The following is a 20,813-nucleotide window of genomic DNA, read 5'->3' as shown; positions in this document are numbered from 1 at the left end:
TCTCTCGGGGCGGGGCGGGCGCACCATACCCAGGGAGGCCTGCGGGGGCCAGAGTTGGGCCCCGAACGGCTGGGCGACGACGCCGATCCACCGGGTCCCGGGTCATGCGCGCCCCAGCGGAATCCCAAGAGAATCAAAAATTGGGAACCCGAAGGGCTTTTCGTCCATCATTCGAACGGAAAGCAGTCCACCGCCCGTGACGGGGCAGCAACCGCCGGAGAGCCACCGCACATGTCTCACTCACCCGAAGGGCAGTACCAGCCGCCGCGCCGGCCGGAAGGGCAGTACCCGCAGCGACCGCCGCAGGGCCGCCCGCCGTACGCACCCCAGGGCCAGCCGCCGCCCCCGCCGCCGGGCCCCTACGGGCAGCAGGCCACGCAGCGGCAGCCACGTTTCGAACAGCCGCAGTACGACCAGTACGGGCAGGAGCCGTACGAGCCCTACGACGCGTACGAGCAGGAGCCGCCGCGTCGCAAGTCCAAGGTCAAGCGCTGGCTGATAGCGGGCGGCACCGTACTGGCGCTCGCCGGCGCCGCGGCGCTCGTGATGAACCACTTCGAGATCCCGCCGTTCACCGACAAGGGCAAGGCCGTGTCCTTCGGGCCCGCGCCGGACGGCAAGAACGAGGCCGCGAAGCCGGCGGCAAGCTCGAAGATGCAGATGCCGACCGGCCCGAAGACGGACTTCAAGAACACCTCGACGTTGAGCGACGGCACGCAGATCGGCGTCGCCACCATCACGGGCAAGAAGTCCGGCTTCACCGGCAAGGTGTGGGTGTGGGCGCCCAAGGAGTACAACGACCCGAAGTACGCCAAGAGCGGGTTCCCGGTCATGATCGCCCTGCCCGGCGGCGCCGGATTCCCGAACAACTACTGGATGGGCACCGACCTGGGCCTCCAGTCGAGCATCAGCAAGTGGGCCGCCGAGGGCAAGGGCAAGCCCTTCCTCCTCGCCATGCCCGTGCTGAACCCCGGCCCGGACGACAAGGGCGTCTACTGGGACGGCTCGGACATCCCCGACCAGCCCAAGATGGGCACCTGGCTCACCGAGGACGTCCCGGACCTGATGCGGGAGAACTTCCGCACCGTCAAGTCCCGTGACGGCTGGGCCTTCATGGGCTCCTCCACCGGCGGCTTCGCGGGCCTCAAGGCCGTGCTGAAGCACCCGGACAAGTTCAAGGCCGTGATCGCCTCGGGCCCGGACATCGTCCCGGACTCCTCCCTGTGGAAGGGCCACGACAAGGAGAAGGCCGAGAACAACCCGGAGCTGCTCGCCAAGCAGCTCATCGACAAGAAGGGCCCGGACGTCTACCTGGCCTTCCAGGTCGGTGACAACGAGAACAACAAGAAGACGCTCCCGGACGTGCAGAAGTTCGTCCAGACCTTCACCAAGGGCCCGATCCACACGAGCCTGAGGGTGATCCCGGGCGGCCAGCACAACGCCAAGACCTACGTGCCGAACATGGGTGAGGGACCGATCCAGTTCATCAGCAAGGTCATGGAAGGACCCGTGGAGTAGCGACCACGGGAAGCTCCCGCTCCGACCCGAGCGCCTCCCCCTGCTCCGGCCCGCCGAACACCTTCGGCGGGCCGTTGCCGTCCCAGGGCGCCCAGCCCGGGTCGCCGACGGTGGCGAAGCGCACCCAGGCGGCGTGCATCTCGTCGGCGAGGTGCTGCGGGGCGTCGGGCCCGGCGAGCCAGGACGACTCCGGCACGCCGAGGGTGTCGAAGACGAAGCCCAGTTCCAGGGCGTGGCAGGCGCCGAGGCCCGGTACGCCGCTGGGCCAGCGGAACTCGTAGAGGTGGCTCGGCGCCGTCCGGCGGGCCCCGGCGAGGCGGCGCAGCGGATCGCGCAACAGCCGGTCGGTGAGGAGGTGTCCGGCGAGGTCGGCGGGTCCGAGGTCGGGCAGGGCGGTGCGCAGGGCCCGTACGGCGGCCCTGTCCTTGCCGCTGCGGGCGCGGGCCAGTGCCACGGCCAGCGGGCCGAGCCGGTCCAGTGTCCGCATGCCCCCGGTGGGAGCGAGCCACAGCCGGTGCTCCTGGGAGGTCCATCCGACCAGGAGCGCCGCCTCGGACGCGGTGGCCGCCTCCAGGGGGTCGACGGGCAGCGTGTCGGGGTCGACGACCAGGCCGAAGGCGGCGCCGCCGAGGACCGGGGAGGAACGGCGCAGCACCGCCGCCTGGGCGGTGAGCAGCGCCGACGGTCCGGCCGCCGCGAAGGCGGCGGCGGTGGCGGGCACCTTGAGCAGCGAGGCCATGCGCCGCACCATGGTCCGCACCCGGTCGCGGGGCAGCGCCTCGGGGGCGCCGCTCTGCAGGACGGCCCGGCGGAAGAGGCCCCGCGCGCGGGGTGCGGCCAGCAGGGCGCCGATGCTGATGGCGCCGGCGGACTCGCCGAAGACGGTGACCCGTCCGGGGTCGCCGCCGAAGCCCGCGATGTTGTCGCGGACCCATTCCAGGGCGGCGATCTGGTCGAGCAGGCCCCGGTTGGCGGGGGCGTCGGGGAAGAGCCCGTAGCCGAGGACCCCGAGCCGGAAGTTGATCGAGACGAGCACGACCCCGTCGCGAGCGAAGGCCGAGCCGTCGTAGACGGGCACGGCGGAGGAGCCGCGGGTGTGGGCGCCCCCGTGGATCCACACCATGACGGGCAGGCGGGCCGCGGGGTCCGGGTCCGGGGTCCACACGTTGAGGTTGAGGCAGTCGTCGCCCTCGATCACCGGATCGGACAGCAGCGCGGCGAAGGTGTCCGGGTAGGGGACCTTGGGCGCGGTGGCGCCGAACGCGCCGGCATCGCGTACGCCGTCCCAGGGGTCCGGCGGCGCGGGCGCCGCGAAGAGGCGGACGCCGACGGGCGGGGCGGCGTAGGGGATGCCCCGGAACACGGCGGTCCCGCCGCTGCCCCACCGGCCTTCCACCGTGCCGTACCGGGTACCGGCCCGGGGGCGGTCGCCGCCCGCTGCGCTCATACGTGTGCTCCTGGGTCCGAGGCGGTCGTACGGGGCGGGCCGCGTGCGGAACGGCCGCTTCGAGGGCACGTTCGCACAGCCGTCCCACGGGTGACAAGGCGTGACCCGCGCCGGGGCGGGCCGGGTTGGACCGGGCATGCGAGCCACTCTCCTCTCCCACGCCGTACCGCGCGCGCTGCGCGGCCTGTCCGTCCTCGTGCTGGCGGCCGGCGCCGTCGGCGCTGCGGGCGCCGACCGGGCCGCCGGGCCCGACTTCCAGTACGTCGGCCAGGACGACAAGGTCCACGGCCTGGCCTCCCCGAAGGGCTGCGTCGAGGCCGAAGGGGGCGGTACCCGGGCCGTCACCAACCGCACCCGGGCCACCGCCACCCTCTACCGCGAGCCGCGCTGCGCGGGCCCGGCCGTCGCGGTTCTGCCGCCGGGGACCGTCACCCAGGTGCGGCCGTACTTCGCCTCCGTGCGGTTCTCCGTCACCGGGTAGGCCCACGGGCCGTGACCACTCGGCGATCTCCGCGTTGTATGCCATGTCAAATGCCGCACAGATTGCGGCGCCCACATCTCAGGAGGAGATCTTGATGTCGCGTATCGCGAAGGCATTCGTCATCACCGCTGCCGCCGGTAGCGCCCTGGCGGCCGGCGCGGGTCTGGCGGCTGCCGATGCCGGAGCGCACGGTGCGGCGGTCGGCTCCCCCGGTGTCCTCTCGGGCAACCTGGTCCAGGTTCCGGTCCACGTCCCGGTCAACGTCTGCGGCAACACCGTCAACGTGATCGCGCTGCTGAACCCGGCGTTCGGCAACACCTGCGTCAACGCGTCCGGCGGTGGCGGCGAGCACCACACCGAGGGCTACGGCGGCTGATCGTCCGCCCGCCTGTCCGGTCCCGGGGCCCCCGCCATGTGGCGGGGGCCCTTCCGCATGCGGGCGGATGGCCGCACGCGGGATGCTATTCGTAGCGGTAGACGCCCTGGTGGCCGAGCATCTCGCGGGGGGTGACGCCCCACGGGGGCATCGGCTCGTCGAGGGCGATCACCCGGCCGCGCTGGAGGTCGCCGTAGGCGAGGGGCGCGGCGGGCAGGTAGCCGGAGCGGGGGTGCCGCTGCTGCCAGCGGTCCCAGACGAGGTCGACGAAGGCGTGGTGCAGCCAGAACGCCGGGTCGTTGGGGGCGGTGCCGCCCGTCATGTGGCCGCCGATCCACTGGTGGACCTTGTTGTGGTTGCGCCACCGCTCGCTCTTGGGCGCGGCCCAGCCCTCCAGCCGGTTGCGGAAGCCTCCGGCGGTGGCGGTGGAGTCCCAGGGCGAGGTGTCGTAGACGGGCTCGTCGAGCGCCCATTGGAGTTCGGCGGCGGTGGGCAGGGTGATCGGGTTCGCGGGGCGGCCCAGGTTGCGGGTGAGGAAGCGGGCCTCGGACACGCCGACGGTGATGGTCCAGTTTCCGTTGTCGTGGGCGAAGGGGCCGGTCATCACCTTGCGGTCGCTCGCGCGGCCGGTGCCGCCGAGGAAGTCCTCGGCCCACAGGGAGGAGGCGGGGCTGCGGTCGGTGGTCCAGTCCCAGTACGGGATGGACACGCCGGGGTCGAGGGCCCGCAGTTCCTTCTCGAACTCCAGCAGGTAGCGCCGGTGCCAGGGGAAGAACGACGGGGACATGTGCCCGACGCGCAGCTTGCGGTCCTTGTCGGGGACGAAGTACCGGTCGTGGGTGCGCACGAAGGTGTCGTAGGTGCCGTTGCGTTTGAGTTCCAGGACGGCGGCCGTGAAGCGCTTCTTCTGGGCGCTCGTCAGGTCCCTCTGGTTCTTGCGGGTGTACACGTCGGGCTCCTCGCCGTTCCGTTCCCGCCGGCCGGTCGGCCGGTCGGTCAGCCGTGGTGGGGGGCCGCGAGGGCCAGGGGGGTGGTGCCGAGTTCGTCGACGGCGGCGCGGGCCAGTTCCAGGGGGGTGGCATAGGACTCGAAGTGGTTGATCCCGCTCAGGTAGCTGCCGTCCGCGCGGCGCATGACGTGCAGGGGCCGGCCGTCGATGTGGACCGCCGCCGAGGCGAGGTCGACGCTGATGTGGCGGCCGCGGTACGTCTCCTCCGCGAGCGGGGCCGGGGTGAGCGTCTGCCGGGGCCGCCGGGCGCGCAGGAGGGGGCCCAGGGCGGCGGCGGTGCCGGCGAGCACGGCCGCGGTGAGGGCCGTACGCAGGACGGCGCGACGGGTCGGTGGTGCGACGACGGATGCGGATACGGCGTCCATACGGTCTCCCTCGCTCGGCGGTCCGCGCTACGCGGTCTAACGCGGGGCGCGGGGGCGAGGTCACCTCTACGGCGCGAGGTGCTTGGGAAGGCGGGGGCGCGGCGGCTCATGCAAGGCGCCGCACCCCCTGGGGCCTACGGGGCCGGGAGTTCCGCGAAGTCCGCGACCAGCCCGCGGTGGTGGCCGGCTGTGCCGAGGGCGAGGGAGTCGGCCTTGGCGCGCTTGAGGTAGAGGTGCGCGGGGTGCTCCCAGGTCATGCCGATGCCGCCGTGGAGCTGTACGCACTCCTCGGCCGCGCGGACGGCGACGCCCGAGCAGTGGGCCTGCGCGACGGCGACGGTGAGCGGGGCGTCGGCGGCGCCCGTCGCGAGGGCGTCGGCCGCCGCGCGGGCCGCGGCGCGCGCGGAGGCGACGTCCAGCCAGAGGCGGGCCAGCCGGTGCTTGAGGGCTTGGAAGGAGCCGACGGGGCGGTTGAACTGGTGGCGGGCCCGCAGGTGGGTGACGGTCTCGGTGAGGCACCACTCGGCGATGCCGAGCTGTTCGGAGGCGAGCAGTCCGGCCGCGCCGATCAGGGCTCCGGCGAGGGCGGCGCGGGCGGTGGCGGCGTCCGCGAGCCGGGTGCCGGGGGCCGCGTCGAGGGTGACGGTGGCCAACGGGCGGGTCAGGTCGAGCGGGACGGCCGCCGTCAGGGTGGCGGAGGCGGCGGGGACGACGTGCAGTCCGGTGTCGGCGAGGACCAGCAGGACGTCGGCGGCCGCCGCGTCGGCGACGGAGGTGAGGGTGCCGGTCAGCCGTCCGCCGCCGACGTCGTGGACGGGCCGCGGCAGGGGCGCGCCCGGGGCCAGGGTGAGGGGGACGGCGGGGACGCACGTACGTCGACCGCCGGCGATTTCCCGCAGCAGCGCGGCCACGTCGGGGCTCTCGGTGTCGCAGCCGAGCAGGATCTCGACGGCCAGGACGGAGCCCGTCAGGTACGGGACGGGGGCCACGGCGCGGCCCAGTTCCTCCAGGACCACGGCGGCCTCGCGGTGGCCGGCGCCCGCGCCGCCGAGCTTCTCGGGGACGAGGAGCCCGGCGGCCCCGATGTCGGCGCCGAGGGTGCGCGACAGGGCCGGGTCGTACGGGTCGCCGGTCTCGGCGCGGGCGAGGACGCTCGCGGGGTCGCAGCGATCGGCGAGCAGGGACCGTACGGCGGAGCGCAGTTCCTCCTCGGTCTCGGAGTAGAGCAGGTCGACCGTCGATGCCGTCATCGCAGGAGGTCCTTCCACGGGGTGTCCTTGTCGTCGCGCGGTTCGGTGGGCAGGCCGAGGACGCGTTCGGCGACGATGTTGAGGAGGATCTCGCTGGTTCCGCCCTCGATGCTGTTGCCCTTGGCGCGCAGGTAGCGGTATCCGGCGTCGCGGCCGGTGAAGTCGACGATCTCCGGCCGGCGCAGGGTCCAGTCCTCGTACAACAGGCCCTCCTCGGCGAGGAGTTCGACTTCCAGGGCGCTGATCTCCTGGTTCAGGCGGGCGAAGGTCAGTTTCATGCCGCTGCCCTCGGGACCGGGCCGGCCGGCGGCGAGTTGTTGGCGCAGGCGCTCGCCCGTGAGGCGGGCCACCTCGGCCTCGACCCACAGCTCCAGCAGGCGCTGGTGCAGGGCGTGGGTTCGCAGTGCGGGGCGTTCGCGCCAGGTGGCGGCGACGGGGGCGATCATGCCGCCTTCGCGGGGGACGCGCATGCCGCCGATCGCGACGCGCTCGTTCATCAGGGTCGTACGGGCCACGGCCCAGCCCTGGCCGACGGCACCGAGGCGGTGGGTGTCGGGGATGCGGACGCCGGTGAGGAAGACCTCGTTGAACTCGGCCTCGCCGGTGATCTGGCGCAGCGGCCGGACCTCGACGCCGGGGGCGTGCATGTCGCAGAGGAAGTAGGTGATGCCCTGGTGCTTGGGCAGGGTGGGGTCGGTGCGGGCGATGAGGATGGCCCAGCGGGCGGTGTGGGCGCTGGACGTCCACACCTTCTGCCCGTCGACCACCCAGTCGCCGCCTTCCTCGTCGCGGACGGCTCGGGTGGCGAGCGCGGCGAGGTCGGATCCGGCGCCGGGTTCGCTGAAGAGCTGGCACCAGACCTCCTCCCCCAGCCACAGGGGGCGCAGGAAGCGCCGCTTCTGCTCGTCGGTGCCGTAGGCGAGGATCGTCGGCGCGGCCATGCCGAGGCCGATGCCGATCCGGCGCGGGTCGTTGTCCGGGGCTCCGGCGGCTTCCAGTTCGGCGTCCACGACGGCCTGGAGGGCCCGGGGGGCGTCGAGGCCGCCGAGGCCCTCGGGGAAGTGCACCCAGGCCAGTCCGGCGTCGAAGCGGGCCCGCAGGAAGTCGGCGCGGGGTGTGGTGGCCGGCGGGTGGGCGGCGAGGAGGTCCCGTACACGGGCGAGGAGGTGCTCGGCGGTCATCACGGTCGCGGTCATCGGGAGACCTCTCCGTCCCGGGGCACGATCAGGACGATCCGGCCGGTGGTGGTGCCGTCGGCGAGGCGCTGGACGGCGTCGGCGACGGCGGGGAGCGCGACGGTCTCGCTGACGAGGGGTTTGATGGCGCCTTCGGCGGCGAGGCGGGTGAGTTCGGTGTGGCAGGCGGCGATCGAGGCCGGGTCCTTGGTCGCGTAGAGCCCCCAGTGCAGGCCGAGGATCGAGTAGTTCTTGACGAGGGCGTGGTTGAGGGCGGGGGTGGGGACGGTGCCGCTCGCGAAGCCGACGACGACGATCCGGCCCTCGAAGGCCACGCACTTGGCGGAGGCGGTGTACGAGTCCCCGCCGACGGGGTCGTACACCACGTCGGCCCCGCGGCCGCCGGTGAACTCCTTCACCCGGGCGACGACGTCCTCGGTCGTACGGTCGATCACCAGGTCGCAGCCGAGTTCCTCGGCGGTGCGCGCCTTGGCCTTGCCGCCGACGACTCCGATGACGGTGGCGCCCGCGGCCTTGCCGAGTTGGACGGCGGCGCTGCCGACCCCGCCGGCGGCGGCGTGCACGAGGAGGGTCTCGCCGGCCTGGAGGCGGGCCCGGCGGTGCAGGCCGAACCAGCCGGTCTGGTAGCCGATGTGCAGGGCGGCGGCCTCGGCGTCGTCGAGGGAGTCGGGGGCCGGGAGCAGGGCCCGCCGGGGTGCGACCACGTATTCGGCGAAGCCGCCGTGGGGCAGGCTCGGGTTGGCGATGACGCGGCGGCCGTCGTCGGTCAGGCCGCAGATCTCGACGCCGGGGGTGAAGGGCAGGGGCGGGCGGATCTGGTACTGGCCCCGGACGAGGAGCGCGTCGGGGAAGTTGAGGTTCGCCGCGAGGACCTTGAGCCTCACCTCGCCCTCGCCGGGCACCGGTTCGGGGATCTCCTCCAGGCGCATGGCCTCTCGGGGTTCGCCGGGGGTGTGTACTCGCCATGCCTGCATCCGGGGCCTCCAGCCGCCGTCGAGGGACCACGCTCAGCGGCATACTAAGCGGTCGCTTGTCACCTTGGGAACCGTTCGCACCCCGACCGGCACCAAAAACATCCCGCCTCGATCCGGCCACTTCCGCCCCACGTGGGGCAACATGTGTCGTGCACGTGTCATGACTTAACGGGGAACAGCACCTGTCCAGGGGGGACCACCACATGAGAAGAAGCATGTCCGCGGCCGGAGCCGCCGTTGTTCTGACGGGCCTGATCACCGCGGCGGGCCCGGCCGTGGCCGCGCCGGCGACCTGCGCGCCGAAGATCCAGGTGCTCGGCACGGTGGGGGACGAGTCGTACGTCCGCGACGGACGGCGCAGCCAGGGGGTGCTCGACTTCGGCGCGGGCGACCTCGCCGTCGGCGTCTCCGGGTACAAGCCGGTCTACTGGACCGGCACGACCGTCCACCGGGTTCCGCTGACCGATCCGAACACCACCGGCGAGGTGCTCGCCGTCAACGCGCACGGCCTGATGGTGGGTCTCCTCCACCCCTCGACGGGCGGCTCGTCCCTGTTCACCTACCAGGCGGGCGCCGCGGCGATCACCCCGCTGCCGGACGGCGACGGCGGCAACGACCTGGAGGCCGACGTCAACGACGCCGGATACGTGGTCTCGTACGCGCGCGGCGGGGGCGGCGCCGTCTGGAAGGACGGGCAGAAGGTGCGCCAACTGCCGCTGCCGGCCGACGCCGGACCGGGTAGCCGGATCAGGATGGTCACCGGCATCAACAACCGGGGCGACATCCTCGGCATGGCGGAACAGGACTACGAGGTCCCCGAGACCGGCGAGCACCTGGAGGGCACCCGTCCCGTGCTGTGGCCGGGAGACGGCGGCCCGGCCCGGCTGCTGGCCGCCAGCGGGAACGACAGCTATGTCCAGGACCTCGACGAGAGCGGCCGGATCGTCGGCTACGACTGGGCCGGCCCGTGGTCCGAGTACAAGCCGTGGGCGTGGACGTCCACCGGCCCCGGTACGTCTCCGGGCGCGCTGAGCACGCACCCGTACGGCACGTTCGAGGCGATCAGCCCGACGACGAACGTCAGCGTCGGCACCGCCAAGTTCCACCCGGACCAGCTGACCCTGCCGGACCAGGCGCAGCTGTGGGCCGGCTCCGGCCCGGTCAAGGCGCTGCCGCGGCTCGCCGCGGGCCAGGCGAGCATGGCCGAGGCGGTCTCGGACGGCGACCGCGTCGGCGGGGCGGCCGTGAACGCGAAGGGCAAGCTCAAGCCGGTGATCTGGACCTGCGCGACGAAGCAGGCCTACCACCCGGGAAGCTGACCCGCCCCGGATCCCGGCGGACCGGGTCCGCCCAGGGCATGGTGATCCGAGCGTCCGCACGCTATCGATGGACGCATGGAGAACCCCTCGCGCGGGCTGCCCGCGCCGCCCCCGCTCGGCGCCGCCGCGCTGCCCTCCGGCACGTACGACGGGCAGGTGGTCCTCGTGACCGGCGGCGGCACCGGGCTGGGCAAGGCCATCGCCACCGAGTTCGCCCGGCTCGGCGCGGGCGTGGTGATCGCGGGCCGTCGTAAGGAACAACTGAAGGCGACCTGTGCGGAGTTGGCGGCGGTGCCGGGCGCGGGCCCGGTGACCGCCGCCGTCTGCGACATCCGCGACCCGGAGCGGGTCGCCGAGGTCTTCGACGCCGCCGAGGCCGCGCTCGGACCGCCCGACGTCCTGGTGAACAACGCGGCGGCCAACTTCCCCTGCCCGGCGGAGGACCTCTCCCCCAACGCCTGGCGGGCCGTCGTGGACACCACGCTCACGGGCACCTGGTTCGCCACCCGCGAGTTCGGCCGCCGCCACCTCGCCGCCGGCACGCCGGGGTCGATCGTGAGCGTCGGCGCCTCGTACGCCTGGACCGGCGGCCCCGGCTTCGCCCACAGCGCCGCCGCGAAGGCCGGCGTGAAGAACCTGGTGGAGACGCTCGCCGTCGAGTGGGGCCCGTACGGCATCCAGATCAACGGGCTGGTGCCGGGCTTGTTCCCGCACGCCGACATGACCGAGGACATCCGCGGCGGCCTGACGCGGGCCGCGCCCGAGGGCCACGCCGCCCGACAGCCCGCGCTGCGGGTGGGCGTACCGCGCGAGCTGGGCTGGGCCGCGACCTTCCTGGCCTCCCCGTACGCCCGGTTCGTCACCGGCCACACGCTGGTGGTCGACGGCGCGAACTGGCAACGCCGCTCCCTGGTCCAGCCGGAGGTGGTCCCGGTGCGCGAACAACTGGGCCGCGCCCCGTTCGCCCTTCCGCCCGGTCCGTGACCGAGGGGGCTCAGGCTCCTCGGAAGTGGGGGGTCCTGCGGGCGGCCTGGGCGGCGTATCCCTCGCGGGAGTCCTCGGAGGTGAGGGTGAGAGCGGCGGTCATGGCGACGCCGTCGAGGGCGGCGGGCAGGGCGGCGTCGGCGTAGGAGTCGACGGCCCGCTTGATGCCCTGCACGGCGAGCGGGGCGTTCGCCGCGATCTCGGCCGCGAGGGCGCGGGCGGTGGCGTCCAGCTCGGCGGCGGGGACGCGCAGTTGGACGAGGTTCAGCCGCTCGGCGGTGGCGGCGTCGATCCTGCGGCCCGTCAGCGCCAGCAGCTTGGCCCAGCCGGCACCCGCCTCGCGCGCGACGCGCAGGTCCCCGCCGGCGTCGACGGCCACGCCGAGGCGGGCCTCGGGCAGGGCGAACAGCGCGTCGTCGGCGGCCACACGGATGTCCGCCATGAGGGCCAGTTCGAAGCCGAAGCCGAGGCAGTGGCCCTGGACGGCGGCGACGACCGGCTGGGGCAGCCCGGAGAACACGGCGAAGCGTTCGTGGACCCAGCGGATGCCCTCGTAGTAGTCGCGCGTCCGTTGCGCGGCGCTCGCGCCGGTGATGGCCCCGCCGGGGGCCGTCACGTCGATGCCCGCGCAGAAGGCCCGGCCCTCCGCGCGCAGCAGGACCACGCGCGCGGAGGGGTCGAAGCGGATCCGGTCGGCCAGCAGGCCCAGCTGGCGGGTGGACTCCCAGCTCCAGCCGTTGAGCTTCTCGGGGCGGCACAGGGTGAGGACGGCGATCCCGTCCGCGACCTCCAGGCGCAGGCGTTCCTCGCCTTCGCCGATCTCGTTCGAGATCGTGTCGATCACGCCCCGCTCCCTCCCCCGGACCACCCTTGCCGGCTGACGGTTCGTCAGCTTAGGGGTGTCCGGTCAGCGGGGGAAGACCTCGAACGGTACGGCCGGACGGCCGCCGAAGCGGGCCGCCGCCTGTTGGACGTTGCCCGTCAGGAAGGCCCGTACGTACTCCTCGGGATCCTGGTCGGTCAGTACCTCGATGTAGGCCTTGTGCTCCAGCAGGGACTTCACCGAGCGCTCCAGGCCGGGCCCGGCGTCGGCCGCGTGGGTGGGGGTGGCGGAGCCCGCCACCGCGACCCAGCGCACCCCGTTCCAGGGTTCGAGGCCCTGCTCGGCGAGGAGTTCCGGGAAAATCCACCGGTTGCCGGCGTCGGCCGCCGCGTCCAGGGTGGCCCGGCCGACGGCACGGTGATCGGGGGTGTTCCAGTAGCCGCCACCGCCCTCGCCGCCCCAGGTGTCGCGGTGGTTGAGGGTGACGACCAGCTCGGGGCGGTGGCGCCGGATGGCGGCCGCGATGTCCCGGCGCAGGTCGAGGCCGTACTCGACGACCCCGTCGCGGTGGTCGAGGAACTCCACTGTGGAGACCCCGACGACCGCCGCGCTCGCACGCTGCTCGGCCTCGCGCAGCGGCGCGCAGCGGGCCGGGTCGACGGTGTCGATCCCGGCCTCGCCCCGGGTCGCCAGGACGTAGACGACCTCGCGGCCGCCGTCGGTCCAGTCGGCGATGGCCGCCGCGCAGCCGTACTCCAGGTCGTCGGGGTGGGCCACCACCGCGAGGGCGCGCTGCCAGTCGGTGGGCATGGGCTGCAAGGGTGCCTGCTGATCGGCTCGTTCGCTCATGGACCGCACCCTAGGGGAACGGACGGACGGGACACCCCCTAGGGGGCAGGCGAACTATCCGAACTCGACGACCGAGCGGAGGACCTCGCCGCGTTCCATCCGGGCGAACGCCTCCTCGACCCCGTCGAGGGGGATCGTCTCCGAGACGAACGCGTCGAGGTCCAGCCGGCCCTGGAGGTAGAGGTCGATCAGCAGCGGGAAGTCGCGTTCGGGCAGGCAGTCCCCGTACCAGGAGGACTTCAGCGCGCCGCCGCGGCCGAAGACGTCGAGGAGCGGCAGTTCGAGCTTCATGTCCGGGGTGGGGACGCCGACCAGGACCACGGTGCCGGCGAGGTCGCGGGCGTAGAAGGCCTGTCGGTAGGTCTCGGGGCGGCCGACGGCCTCGATGACCACGTCCGCGCCGTTGCCGTCGGTGAGGGCCTGGATGGCCTTGACCACGTCGTCCGTACGGCCGTTGACCGTGTGGGTGGCGCCGAGCCCGCGCGCCCACTCCAGCTTCCGGTCGTCCAGGTCGACGGCGATGATCTTCGAGGCGCCCGCGAGTCGCGCTCCGGCGACCGCCGCGTTGCCCACTCCCCCGCAGCCGATGACGGCCACCGAGTCGCCGCGGCCCACGTTGCCGGTGTTCAGGGCGGCGCCCAGGCCCGCCATCACCCCGCAGCCGAGGAGCCCGGCGGCGGCCGGGGAGGCGGCCGGGTCGACCTTGGTGCACTGGCCGGCGGCGACCAGGGTCTTCTCGGCGAAGGCCCCGATGCCCAGCGCCGGGGAGAGCGGGGTGCCGTCCTCCAGGGTCATGGGCTGCGTGGCGTTGTGCGTGGCGAAGCAGTACCAGGGGCGGCCCCGCTTGCAGGCGCGACAGGTGCCGCACACCGCGCGCCAGTTGAGGACGACGAAGTCGCCGGGGGCGACGGAGGTGACGTCCGGGCCCACGGATTCGACGACCCCGGCCGCCTCGTGTCCGAGGAGGAAGGGGAACTCGTCGTTGATCCCGCCCTCGCGGTAGTGGAGGTCGGTGTGACAGACCCCGCAGGCCTGGACCTTGACGAGGGCCTCCCCCGGGCCCGGGTCGGGCACGAGGATGGTGGTCGTCTCCACCGGTGCGCCCTTGCTCCGCGCGATGACGCCCCGTACGCGATGTGTCACGTCGTTCCCCGCTCTGAAAAATGGATCGGATCGGTCTGGATCATCGAACGTACACGGGCGGCGCGCCGGGCGGGAGTTGTGTCACGCCCCGGCGCGCGGCGTGGCCGGATCCGGGGGTACGACGGCCCGTAGCGCGCGCGTGAAGGCCGCGACGGCGGGGTGGCCGCCGGAGCCGGCCCGGCACGCGATCTTCGTACGGCGCTCCATGCGCAGGCGGGTGAGGGTGACGGTGGGATCCGCCGGGTCGGTGACCCCGAGGCGAGGTACGACGGCCACGCCCTGGCCGGCGGCGACCAGCGCGAGGACGGTGGCGAACTCGTCGACCTGGTGGCGGACCCGGGGCGTGAACCCGGCGGCCTGACAGGCCCGTACGGTCATGGCGTGGCAGAGCGTGCCGGGGGTGGCGGTGATCCACGGCGCGTCCCGATGGGCGCGCAGCACCGCGTCCTGGTCGTCGGCGGGCGGGGTGACGGCGGGCGGGGTGGCGGCCGGCTCGGCGAGGTACATCGCCTCCACGTACAGGGGCCGGGTGGCGAGCCCCGGTTCGTCGGGGGCGGGGACGAAGTCGTACTCGTGGATCAGGGCCACGTCCAGCTCCCCGGCCCGCAGCGCGTGCCCGACGGCCGCCGGGTCGATCTCGCGGACCATCGGCTCCAGCCCCGGGTGGCGGCCGGCCAGGTGGGTGAGGGCCGCGGGGACGATGGACCGGGTGGCGGTGGGGAAGGCCCCGACGCGCAGGACCCCGGCCAGGCCGCTCCGGGCCTCGGCGAGTTCGGCCTCGGCCTGTTCGAGCCGCTCCAGCACGGCGTCGGCGTGCCCGACGAGGTGTACGGCGGCCGGGGTGAGGCGGACCCCGCGGCCGGTGCGTTCCAGCAGGGGCAGTCCCGCCTCGCGTTCCAGGGCGGAGAGTTGCTGGGAGACGGCGGAGGGGCTGAAGGCCAGGGCTTCGGCCACGGCGGCGATGGTGCCCCGGCGGGCGAGTTCCCGCAGGAGGCGCAGGCGGCGTACGTCGAGCATCGGATCAGCTTACGGTTCGATGAAGAAAAGCGAACTGGATTCGACGCTCGCGGCGGGCGAGGCTCCTCTCATGCGACAGAACACAGAGCAGACGACCGGCACGCCCGGTACGACCAGCACGCCCGGCACGACCGGCACGCCCTCGGCGATCCTCGACGGGATCCACGTCCCCCTCGTCACCCCCTTCGGCCGCGACGGGGAGATCGCCGCCGACGCGCTGGAGGCGCTCGCCCACCGGCTGCTGGACGCGGGCGCCACCGGGATCGTGGCGCTCGGGACCACCGCCGAGGCGGCCACGCTGGACGAGGCGGAGCGGGACCTGGTGACGGAGATCTGCGCCCGCGTCTGCCGGGAGCGGGGCGCGCCGCTCACGGTGGGCGCGGGGGCGAGCGGGACCCGGGCGAGCGAGGCGGCGTTGGCCCGGCTGGCGCGGTGGCCGCAGGTGCGGGCGGCCCTGGTGACGGTTCCGTCGTTCGTCCGGCCGTCGGCGGCGGGGGTGTTGGCGCACTTCGAGCGGCTGGCGGAGGTGAGCCCCGTACCGCTGATCGTGTATCACATCCCGTACCGGACGGGGCAGCCGCTGGACGCGGCGGCGCTGCGGGCGGTGGGGGCCCTGCCCGGGGTCGCGGGGATGAAGTACGCGGGCGGCGGGATCGGCCCGGACGCGGTGGCGCTGCTGGGTGACCTGCCGGCCGGCTTCACGGTGCTCGCCGGGGACGACCTGTACCTGGCGCCGCTGCTGGCCCTGGGCGCGTCGGGCGGGATCCTCGCCTCGGCGCACCTGGCGACGGATCGGTTCGCCGAGCTGGCGGCGGCCTGGCGGGCCGGGGACCTGACCCGGGCGCGCCCCCTCGGGCACGCGCTGGCCCGCCTGTCGGCGGCGGCGTTCGCGGAGCCGAACCCGGCGGTGGTGAAGGGCGCCCTGCACGCCCTGGGCCTGATCCCCACCCCGCATGTCCGCCTGCCTCTGCTTCCGGCGTCCGAAGCGGCGGTAACGGCCACGCTGGACGCCCGAGCGGCCCTGGCGGCCGTCTGAACGGCCTGGCGAAGCCGGCTTGTCACGGCCGTCGGCGTGTGGGGGCGCAGCACGCGCGTTTCGACGGTGCGCTGTCACGCGGACGAGCCCCGGGAGGCCGTGGCGGCGATCCGCGGGCCATTGGAGGGGGGAAAAGATGCCTCATGGGCGATTTGAGCGATTCACACCGGTGGCCCGAATCGGCCGCATCGGGCGGTGAATTGGTCGTATTGACCCCTACCCCCGACAGGGGGCTCGAATCCGTGATGTGAGTCACGCCGGACGATTCAACATCATTTCCCCGCAATGGCCGATTCCCTTTTCCCGGAAAGGGAATCGGCCTTTACCCGTGGACCGCCTCAAGGTCATTTATCCGACTCGCGACGGGAAGTCGATCTCCGGGTGGAATTCGCGTCTTGTTCCGGCCCGCGGAACTCGCCTACGGTCACCCTCATTCCCGGCGGCAGATTGCCGAATCCGGCCGCCGCCGGGCTCTCCCGTACCCCCACGTGAGGAACAGCGCCATGCCCGCAAAGGGTAAGCACCGTCGGCCGAAGCAGAACCCGATCGCCCGTCGCCTGGCTCTCGCCGGAACGGGTGGGGCCGCTCTCGCCCTGCCGTTGATCAGCGCCACCACCGCAGGAGCGGTGGAGACCACCAAAGCGCCCGCCACCTATTCCGTGGTCGCGGGAGACTCCCTCTCGAAGATCGCCGCCGAGCATTCCCTCACCGGCGGCTGGCAGCAGCTCTACGCCGCCAACAAGACCGTGGTCGGCGGCAATCCGTCCGTGATCCGTCCGGGCCTCACGCTCAAGCTCGGCACGGCCGCGAAGGCCGCGGCCGCCGCGAAGACCACCTCGGCCGCGAAGCCGGCCACCGCCTACCCGAACAACCTCGACGGCTGGATCCGCGAGTCCCTCGACGTCATGGCCCGGCACGGAATTCCCGGCACCTACAACGGAATCCACCGCAACATCATGCGCGAGTCCTCGGGCAACCCGATGGCGATCAACAACTGGGACTCCAACGCGGCCGCCGGAATCCCCTCCAAGGGCCTCCTCCAGGTGATCGACCCGACCTTCAAGGCCTATCACGTCCCGGGGACCTCGATGGACTCCTACGACCCCGTCGCCAACATCACCGCGGCCTGCAACTACGCCGCCGCCCGTTACGGCTCGATCGACAACGTCAACGGCCCGTACTGATCGCCACTGCCGCCCGTTCGACTCCCGCGCATTCAGGACTTGTAGACCTTCCGCACCTTCCCGTCGGTCCCGGCGAGGACGTAACCGCCCTGTCCGTAGGCGTCGGTGAGGTAGGCCCGCATCGCGGGAGCGTGGTCCATCATCCAGGGGTCGACGATGACGTACCGCGAGGTCGGTCGCTCGACCCCGAGGTCCCGGCGCGACTGTTCCAGCAGTCCCGGCAGGGCGTCCCAGGCGACGGTGGACATGTCGATGACCGGGTCGCCGGCGTCGACGGTCCCGTCGGGGCCGGTACGGCGGGCCACGCCGTCGCGGTACTCCCACGCGTCGAGGGTGCGGGCGCCGGCGGCGGTGGGGACCTTGGCGAGGACGTAGCGCTCGTAGATCCGCAGGTCGGCGAAGGTCGTGGTGCCGGTCTCCCGGCGCAGCGCGTCGAGGGCCGTACGCACGCCGCCCGGCGTGAGCAGGTCCGCCTCGGCGGTACGCGAGCCGGGTACGGCGGCCGAGCCCGCGCCGGCGGACGGGGCCGCGACCGAGGGCGCGGCCGAACGGGCCGCCGGGACGCCGCCGGTGCCGCCCCGTCCGGCTTCGGAACCCCCGCCCTCACGCCCGGTCCCGTCGGACAGGCTCCGCAGGACGAGGCCGGCCACCGCGCCGGCGACCACCAGGCCGACCAGCACGACCCAGGCGGCCTTCCGCCCGGTCCGCCCCGCCGGGGTCGGAGCGTGCGTCGGCGTGGCGGCGTAAGGCGTCGGCATCGGCATCGGCGTCGAGACCGCCGGGCCGTACACCCCGAAGGCGGGCGACGGAACGGCCGCGCCGAGCGCGGCGCTCGCCTCCCGGAGCAGTGCTTCCAACGCGGCGCCGTCCGGCCGCGCGGCCGGATCGCGTACGAGCAGCCGTTCCAGTACGGGTCCCAGCGGGCCCGACCGCACCGGCGCCGGGATCGGCTCGTCGAGGATGGCGACCACGGTGGCCAGGCTGGTGGCGCGGCGCAGCGGGTGCGTTCCCTCCGCCGCCACGTACAGCAGCATCCCGAGCGACCACAGGTCGGAGGCCGCGAGTCCCTCCTCGCCCCGGACCCGTTCGGGCGCGATGTACTCCGGGGAGCCGATCAGCACCCCGGTGGAGGTGAGGGCGGTGGACCCGTGCAGGGCGGCGATGCCGAAGTCGGTGAGCACCGCCGCCCCGTCGGGGCGCAGCAGGACGTTGGCCGGTTTCACATCCCGGTGGAGGACCCCTTCGGCGTGCGCGGCCCGCAGCGCCGACAGCACGTCGAGCCCCAGCCGCACCACGTCCGCCGGTGGCATCGCCCCGGCGGCCAGGCGGTCGGCGAGGGAGCCTCCCTTGACCAGCTCCATGACGATCCAGGGGTGGTCGCCCGCGTCGGCCGCCGGCTCCACGATGTGGTGGATGGTCACCACGTTCGGGTGGGCCAGCCGGGCCAAGGCGCGGGCCTCCCGTACGGCCCGTTCACGGAGTTGGACGACGAGTTCGGGCTGGGCGGCGGCGGTGGCCGGATCCGGCGGGCGCACCTCCTTGAGGGCGACCTCACGGTGCAGGGCGATGTCGCGGGCACGCCATACCGTGCCCATGCCGCCGCTGCCCAGGGGTGCGATCAGTTCGAAGCGTCCGTCGACCAGCCGTCTGTCGGCCTCACTCGTGTCCATGGCCGGTCATCGTAGGGCCCGCGGAGGTCAGCAACGCCGGCGGTCCGTCGTCACGGTGCCCTGCGCGGTGCTCACCGTACGGTCGTAACAGCCGCCGCCCGCTGCGGTCCCGTACTGCCGGTGGCGTGCGGTGGTCGTGCCGACGGCGTGGCGCTGGTCGCGGGGGACGTTCGTCGTGTACGTGGCGTCGCCCGTGTAGTGGTCGTCGAGGCGGGAGCGGTCGACGGGACGGCCGCCGCGCAGGGTGGCGACGTCGGCCCGGTCGTTCAGGGTCAGGACGGTGCGCAGCCGGTCACCGGCGCCGAGGGTGGTCTCGCCGTCCATCGTGTAGGCGCGTGCGGTGCGGGTGGTGACGCCGCCCCGTGTGACGTCCTCCTCGTCGCTCCAGCGGGCGGTCAGCGCGTCGAGGCTCTCGCCGTCGGTCCAGCGGTGTGTGGAGTCGGCGCGGACCTCGCGGGTCACGGTGGTGGTGATCCGACCGTGGGAGGTGTTCAGGTGGCCGGCGGTGGTGAGGCGGTGGGCGCCCTCGGTGTCGAGGCGGTGTTCGGCGCCGGGGGTCCAACGGGAGTGGCCGCTCGGGGCGGTCTCCTCGTGGCGGGTGAGGGCTCCGGTGACGACCTGTCGGCCGTGGTCCTGGTGGATCAGCAGGTTGGTGGGGGTGCTCCAGCCGCTCTGCCCGGCGGGGACCCCGGCGACGGTCACCTCGATGCGGTGCGGGCGGCCGTCGTTGAGGAGGGCGGCGTAGGGGGTGAGGTCGTAGAGGATCGGCTGGACGTCGAAGGCGCGCGGGCCGGGGGTGACGTACCAGAGGAAGGGGTTGGACCAGCCGCCGGTCCAGACGGTGGGGAAGGGTGCGGCGATCCCGGCGAGCCGGCCGTCGACGTGGACGCGGACCTCGCGGTGGGGGCCGTCGGCGGCCTTGCAGGAGTAGGGGGCGGCGTCGGGGACGGTCATGTACCAGTACTCCTCGCAGCCGCCGCCGGAGCCGGTGGCGTACACCTCGGCGAGGATCCGCTCGGTGTTGCGCGGGGTGGTGACGGTGGGGCCGGTGAGCGGGAGCACCAGGTCGGGGGTGGCGGCGGGGCCGACGGGGCCCTGGGCGGCGTAGAAGGTGAGGGTGACCTTGACGTCGATGACGCCGGTGTAGGTGTCGTTGACGACGTTGCCGATCAGCATCTCGACGGGCTGCGGGCGGCTGAGGGTGTCGCGGTAGCGGGTGACGTCCTTCTCGACGGACCAGGTGATGCCGTCGGGGGACGGCTGGGGGGTGGAGGTGCGGAGGATCTCGACGCCGCCGAGGGTGAGGTTGCCCAGCCGGTCGTACTGGCGGCCCTTGACGTTGCCTTCCAGGCGCAGGACGACCTTGGCCCAGGAGCCCCGACCGCAGTCGGTGGGCGGGGCGTAGTCGCCGCGGTAGGGGGTGAAGTCGCGGAACCGGGCCTCGGCGAGGGTGACCGTGCACGAGCGGGTCGCCGGCCGGGTCACGGGCGGGGGGACGGTGAGGGGGTCGTGCCAGTCGGTGCCGAACTCGGCGGGCGGGGTGACCGGGCCGCTCGGCGTGGCCGGGCCGCTCGGCGTGCCGGCTGCCGCCGCTCCCGCCCCGGCGGTCAGCGCTCCGGCCGCGAGGGCGAGCGCGCCGAGGAGCACCGTGATCCTGTGTCGTCTCATGGCCCCGCAGTGAAGCCCGTCGTCGCCGCGCCCCGCCAGGGCCGGTGTCCGGCCCCTGGCGGATTCTCGCCCCCGCCCGGCACCCCCGCTCAGTCGCGGGAATTGCCGAAGAGGATGCGGTAGCCGATGAGGAGGACGAGGGAGCCGGCGATGGCCGAGCCCCAGGTGGCGACGTCGAAGAACTGGTTCTGGATGGGGCGGTCGAGGAACTTCGCCGAGAGCCAGCCACCGATGAACGCACCGGCGACGCCGATGAGGGTGGTGCCGATGAGACCGCCCGGGTCGCGGCCCGGCAGCAGGATCTTGGCTATGCCTCCGGCGAAGAGCCCCAGGATGATCCAGCCGATGATGCCCATGGTGTTCCGCTCCGCTCGTTCGTCCGTCTCTCACGGATCAGGACGCGCAAGGCGGCGGAAACGGTTCTAGGGGGTGTCTTTCGGATCAGGCCGGATCAGGGAGCGGTGGTCGGTGCCGCGCCTCGCCGCGTTGTCGTCGGTCGCCGAC

The 20,813-nt window shown here is 73.6% G+C and carries 20 protein-coding genes; 7 read left to right on the top strand and 13 right to left on the bottom strand.

Features of this window, described 5'->3' with window-relative positions; genetic code table 11:
* The first annotated feature begins 231 nt into the window (after positions 1-231).
* Positions 232-1,518: an alpha/beta hydrolase gene (locus M4D82_RS30185; protein ID WP_349637103.1), complete on the top strand. Its 1,287-nt coding sequence runs from the start codon at positions 232-234 to the stop codon at positions 1,516-1,518.
* Here the strand turns inward: M4D82_RS30185 and M4D82_RS30180 are convergent.
* Positions 1,496-2,965, bottom strand: coding sequence for a carboxylesterase/lipase family protein (locus M4D82_RS30180; RefSeq protein ID WP_249770376.1), 1,470 nt, complete (start codon positions 2,963-2,965; stop codon positions 1,496-1,498). The two genes, M4D82_RS30185 and M4D82_RS30180, sit on opposite strands and share 23 nt — an antisense overlap.
* Positions 2,966-3,101: 136 nt before the next feature.
* On the opposite strand from M4D82_RS30180, the gene M4D82_RS30175 reads away from it, so the two are divergent.
* Positions 3,102-3,446 carry a hypothetical protein gene (locus M4D82_RS30175; protein ID WP_249770374.1) on the top strand — a complete coding sequence of 115 codons (345 nt, stop codon included), beginning with the start codon at positions 3,102-3,104 and terminating at the stop codon, positions 3,444-3,446.
* Between the two features lie 94 nt (positions 3,447-3,540).
* Positions 3,541-3,822 (top strand): chaplin, encoded by a 282-nt coding sequence (locus tag M4D82_RS30170; protein WP_249770372.1) that lies wholly within the window; start codon positions 3,541-3,543, stop codon positions 3,820-3,822.
* Between the two features lie 85 nt (positions 3,823-3,907).
* Here the strand turns inward: M4D82_RS30170 and M4D82_RS30165 are convergent, their stop codons facing one another.
* From M4D82_RS30165 to M4D82_RS30145, 5 genes are all read right to left on the bottom strand, one after another.
* Positions 3,908-4,771, bottom strand: coding sequence for a tyrosinase family protein (locus M4D82_RS30165; protein ID WP_249770370.1), 864 nt, complete (start codon positions 4,769-4,771; stop codon positions 3,908-3,910).
* Between the two features lie 47 nt (positions 4,772-4,818).
* The gene (locus tag M4D82_RS30160) at positions 4,819-5,196 is read right to left on the bottom strand and encodes a tyrosinase family oxidase copper chaperone (protein WP_249770368.1); all 378 of its coding nucleotides are present in this window, start codon (positions 5,194-5,196) and stop codon (positions 4,819-4,821) included.
* Positions 5,197-5,330: 134 nt separating this feature from the next.
* A complete protein-coding gene (locus M4D82_RS30155; RefSeq protein ID WP_249770366.1) occupies positions 5,331-6,446 on the bottom strand; it encodes an acyl-CoA dehydrogenase family protein in 1,116 nt (371 codons plus the stop codon).
* Positions 6,443-7,642, bottom strand: coding sequence for an acyl-CoA dehydrogenase family protein (locus tag M4D82_RS30150; protein WP_249770364.1), 1,200 nt, complete (start codon positions 7,640-7,642; stop codon positions 6,443-6,445). Before M4D82_RS30150 ends, M4D82_RS30155 begins: the two co-directional genes overlap by 4 nt.
* Complete coding sequence (locus tag M4D82_RS30145) at positions 7,639-8,616, bottom strand: NADPH:quinone oxidoreductase family protein (RefSeq protein WP_249770362.1); 978 nt, start codon at positions 8,614-8,616, stop codon at positions 7,639-7,641. The genes M4D82_RS30150 and M4D82_RS30145 overlap by 4 nt, the downstream gene beginning before the upstream one ends.
* A gap of 215 nt (positions 8,617-8,831) precedes the next feature.
* Between M4D82_RS30145 and M4D82_RS30140 the strand changes: the two genes are divergently transcribed.
* A complete protein-coding gene (locus M4D82_RS30140) occupies positions 8,832-9,935 on the top strand; it encodes a hypothetical protein (protein ID WP_249770360.1) in 1,104 nt (367 codons plus the stop codon).
* A gap of 75 nt (positions 9,936-10,010) precedes the next feature.
* Positions 10,011-10,919, top strand: coding sequence for an SDR family oxidoreductase (locus M4D82_RS30135; RefSeq protein ID WP_249770358.1), 909 nt, complete (start codon positions 10,011-10,013; stop codon positions 10,917-10,919).
* 10 nt (positions 10,920-10,929) lie between these two features.
* Here M4D82_RS30135 and M4D82_RS30130 read toward each other — a convergent pair whose 3' ends face one another.
* The 4 genes from M4D82_RS30130 to M4D82_RS30115 all read right to left on the bottom strand — a co-directional run bounded on the left by M4D82_RS30130 (position 10,930) and on the right by M4D82_RS30115 (position 14,751).
* The gene (locus M4D82_RS30130) at positions 10,930-11,763 is read right to left on the bottom strand and encodes an enoyl-CoA hydratase/isomerase family protein (RefSeq protein ID WP_249770356.1); all 834 of its coding nucleotides are present in this window, start codon (positions 11,761-11,763) and stop codon (positions 10,930-10,932) included.
* A 63-nt stretch (positions 11,764-11,826) separates the two neighbouring features.
* Positions 11,827-12,591, bottom strand: a complete 765-nt coding sequence (locus M4D82_RS30125; RefSeq protein ID WP_249770354.1) for a PIG-L deacetylase family protein — start codon at positions 12,589-12,591, stop codon at positions 11,827-11,829.
* 54 nt (positions 12,592-12,645) lie between these two features.
* A complete protein-coding gene (locus tag M4D82_RS30120) occupies positions 12,646-13,734 on the bottom strand; it encodes an S-(hydroxymethyl)mycothiol dehydrogenase (protein ID WP_249770352.1) in 1,089 nt (362 codons plus the stop codon).
* Between the two features lie 81 nt (positions 13,735-13,815).
* On the bottom strand, positions 13,816-14,751 hold the full coding sequence (locus M4D82_RS30115; RefSeq protein WP_249770350.1) for a LysR family transcriptional regulator: 936 nt from the start codon (positions 14,749-14,751) through the stop codon (positions 13,816-13,818).
* A 70-nt stretch (positions 14,752-14,821) separates the two neighbouring features.
* Here M4D82_RS30115 and M4D82_RS30110 point away from each other — a divergent pair, with 70 nt between their 5' ends.
* Entirely contained in the window at positions 14,822-15,787 is a 966-nt protein-coding gene (locus M4D82_RS30110; protein ID WP_249770348.1) for a dihydrodipicolinate synthase family protein, read from the top strand.
* A 503-nt stretch (positions 15,788-16,290) separates the two neighbouring features.
* Positions 16,291-16,971 (top strand): transglycosylase SLT domain-containing protein, encoded by a 681-nt coding sequence (locus M4D82_RS30105; protein ID WP_249770346.1) that lies wholly within the window; start codon positions 16,291-16,293, stop codon positions 16,969-16,971.
* A 32-nt stretch (positions 16,972-17,003) separates the two neighbouring features.
* Here M4D82_RS30105 and M4D82_RS30100 read toward each other — a convergent pair whose 3' ends face one another.
* From M4D82_RS30100 to M4D82_RS30090, 3 genes are all read right to left on the bottom strand, one after another.
* On the bottom strand, positions 17,004-18,641 hold the full coding sequence (locus M4D82_RS30100) for a serine/threonine-protein kinase (protein WP_249770344.1): 1,638 nt from the start codon (positions 18,639-18,641) through the stop codon (positions 17,004-17,006).
* A 27-nt stretch (positions 18,642-18,668) separates the two neighbouring features.
* On the bottom strand, positions 18,669-20,309 hold the full coding sequence (locus M4D82_RS30095) for a peptide-N4-asparagine amidase (protein WP_249770342.1): 1,641 nt from the start codon (positions 20,307-20,309) through the stop codon (positions 18,669-18,671).
* Positions 20,310-20,398: 89 nt separating this feature from the next.
* A complete protein-coding gene (locus M4D82_RS30090) occupies positions 20,399-20,665 on the bottom strand; it encodes a GlsB/YeaQ/YmgE family stress response membrane protein (protein WP_249770340.1) in 267 nt (88 codons plus the stop codon).
* Positions 20,666-20,813: the final 148 nt, after the last annotated feature.

It is taken from the genome of Streptomyces sp. RerS4 (assembly GCF_023515955.1).
GTDB lineage: Bacteria > Actinomycetota > Actinomycetes > Streptomycetales > Streptomycetaceae > Streptomyces.
This window is presented reverse-complemented; position numbering and strand designations above follow the sequence as displayed.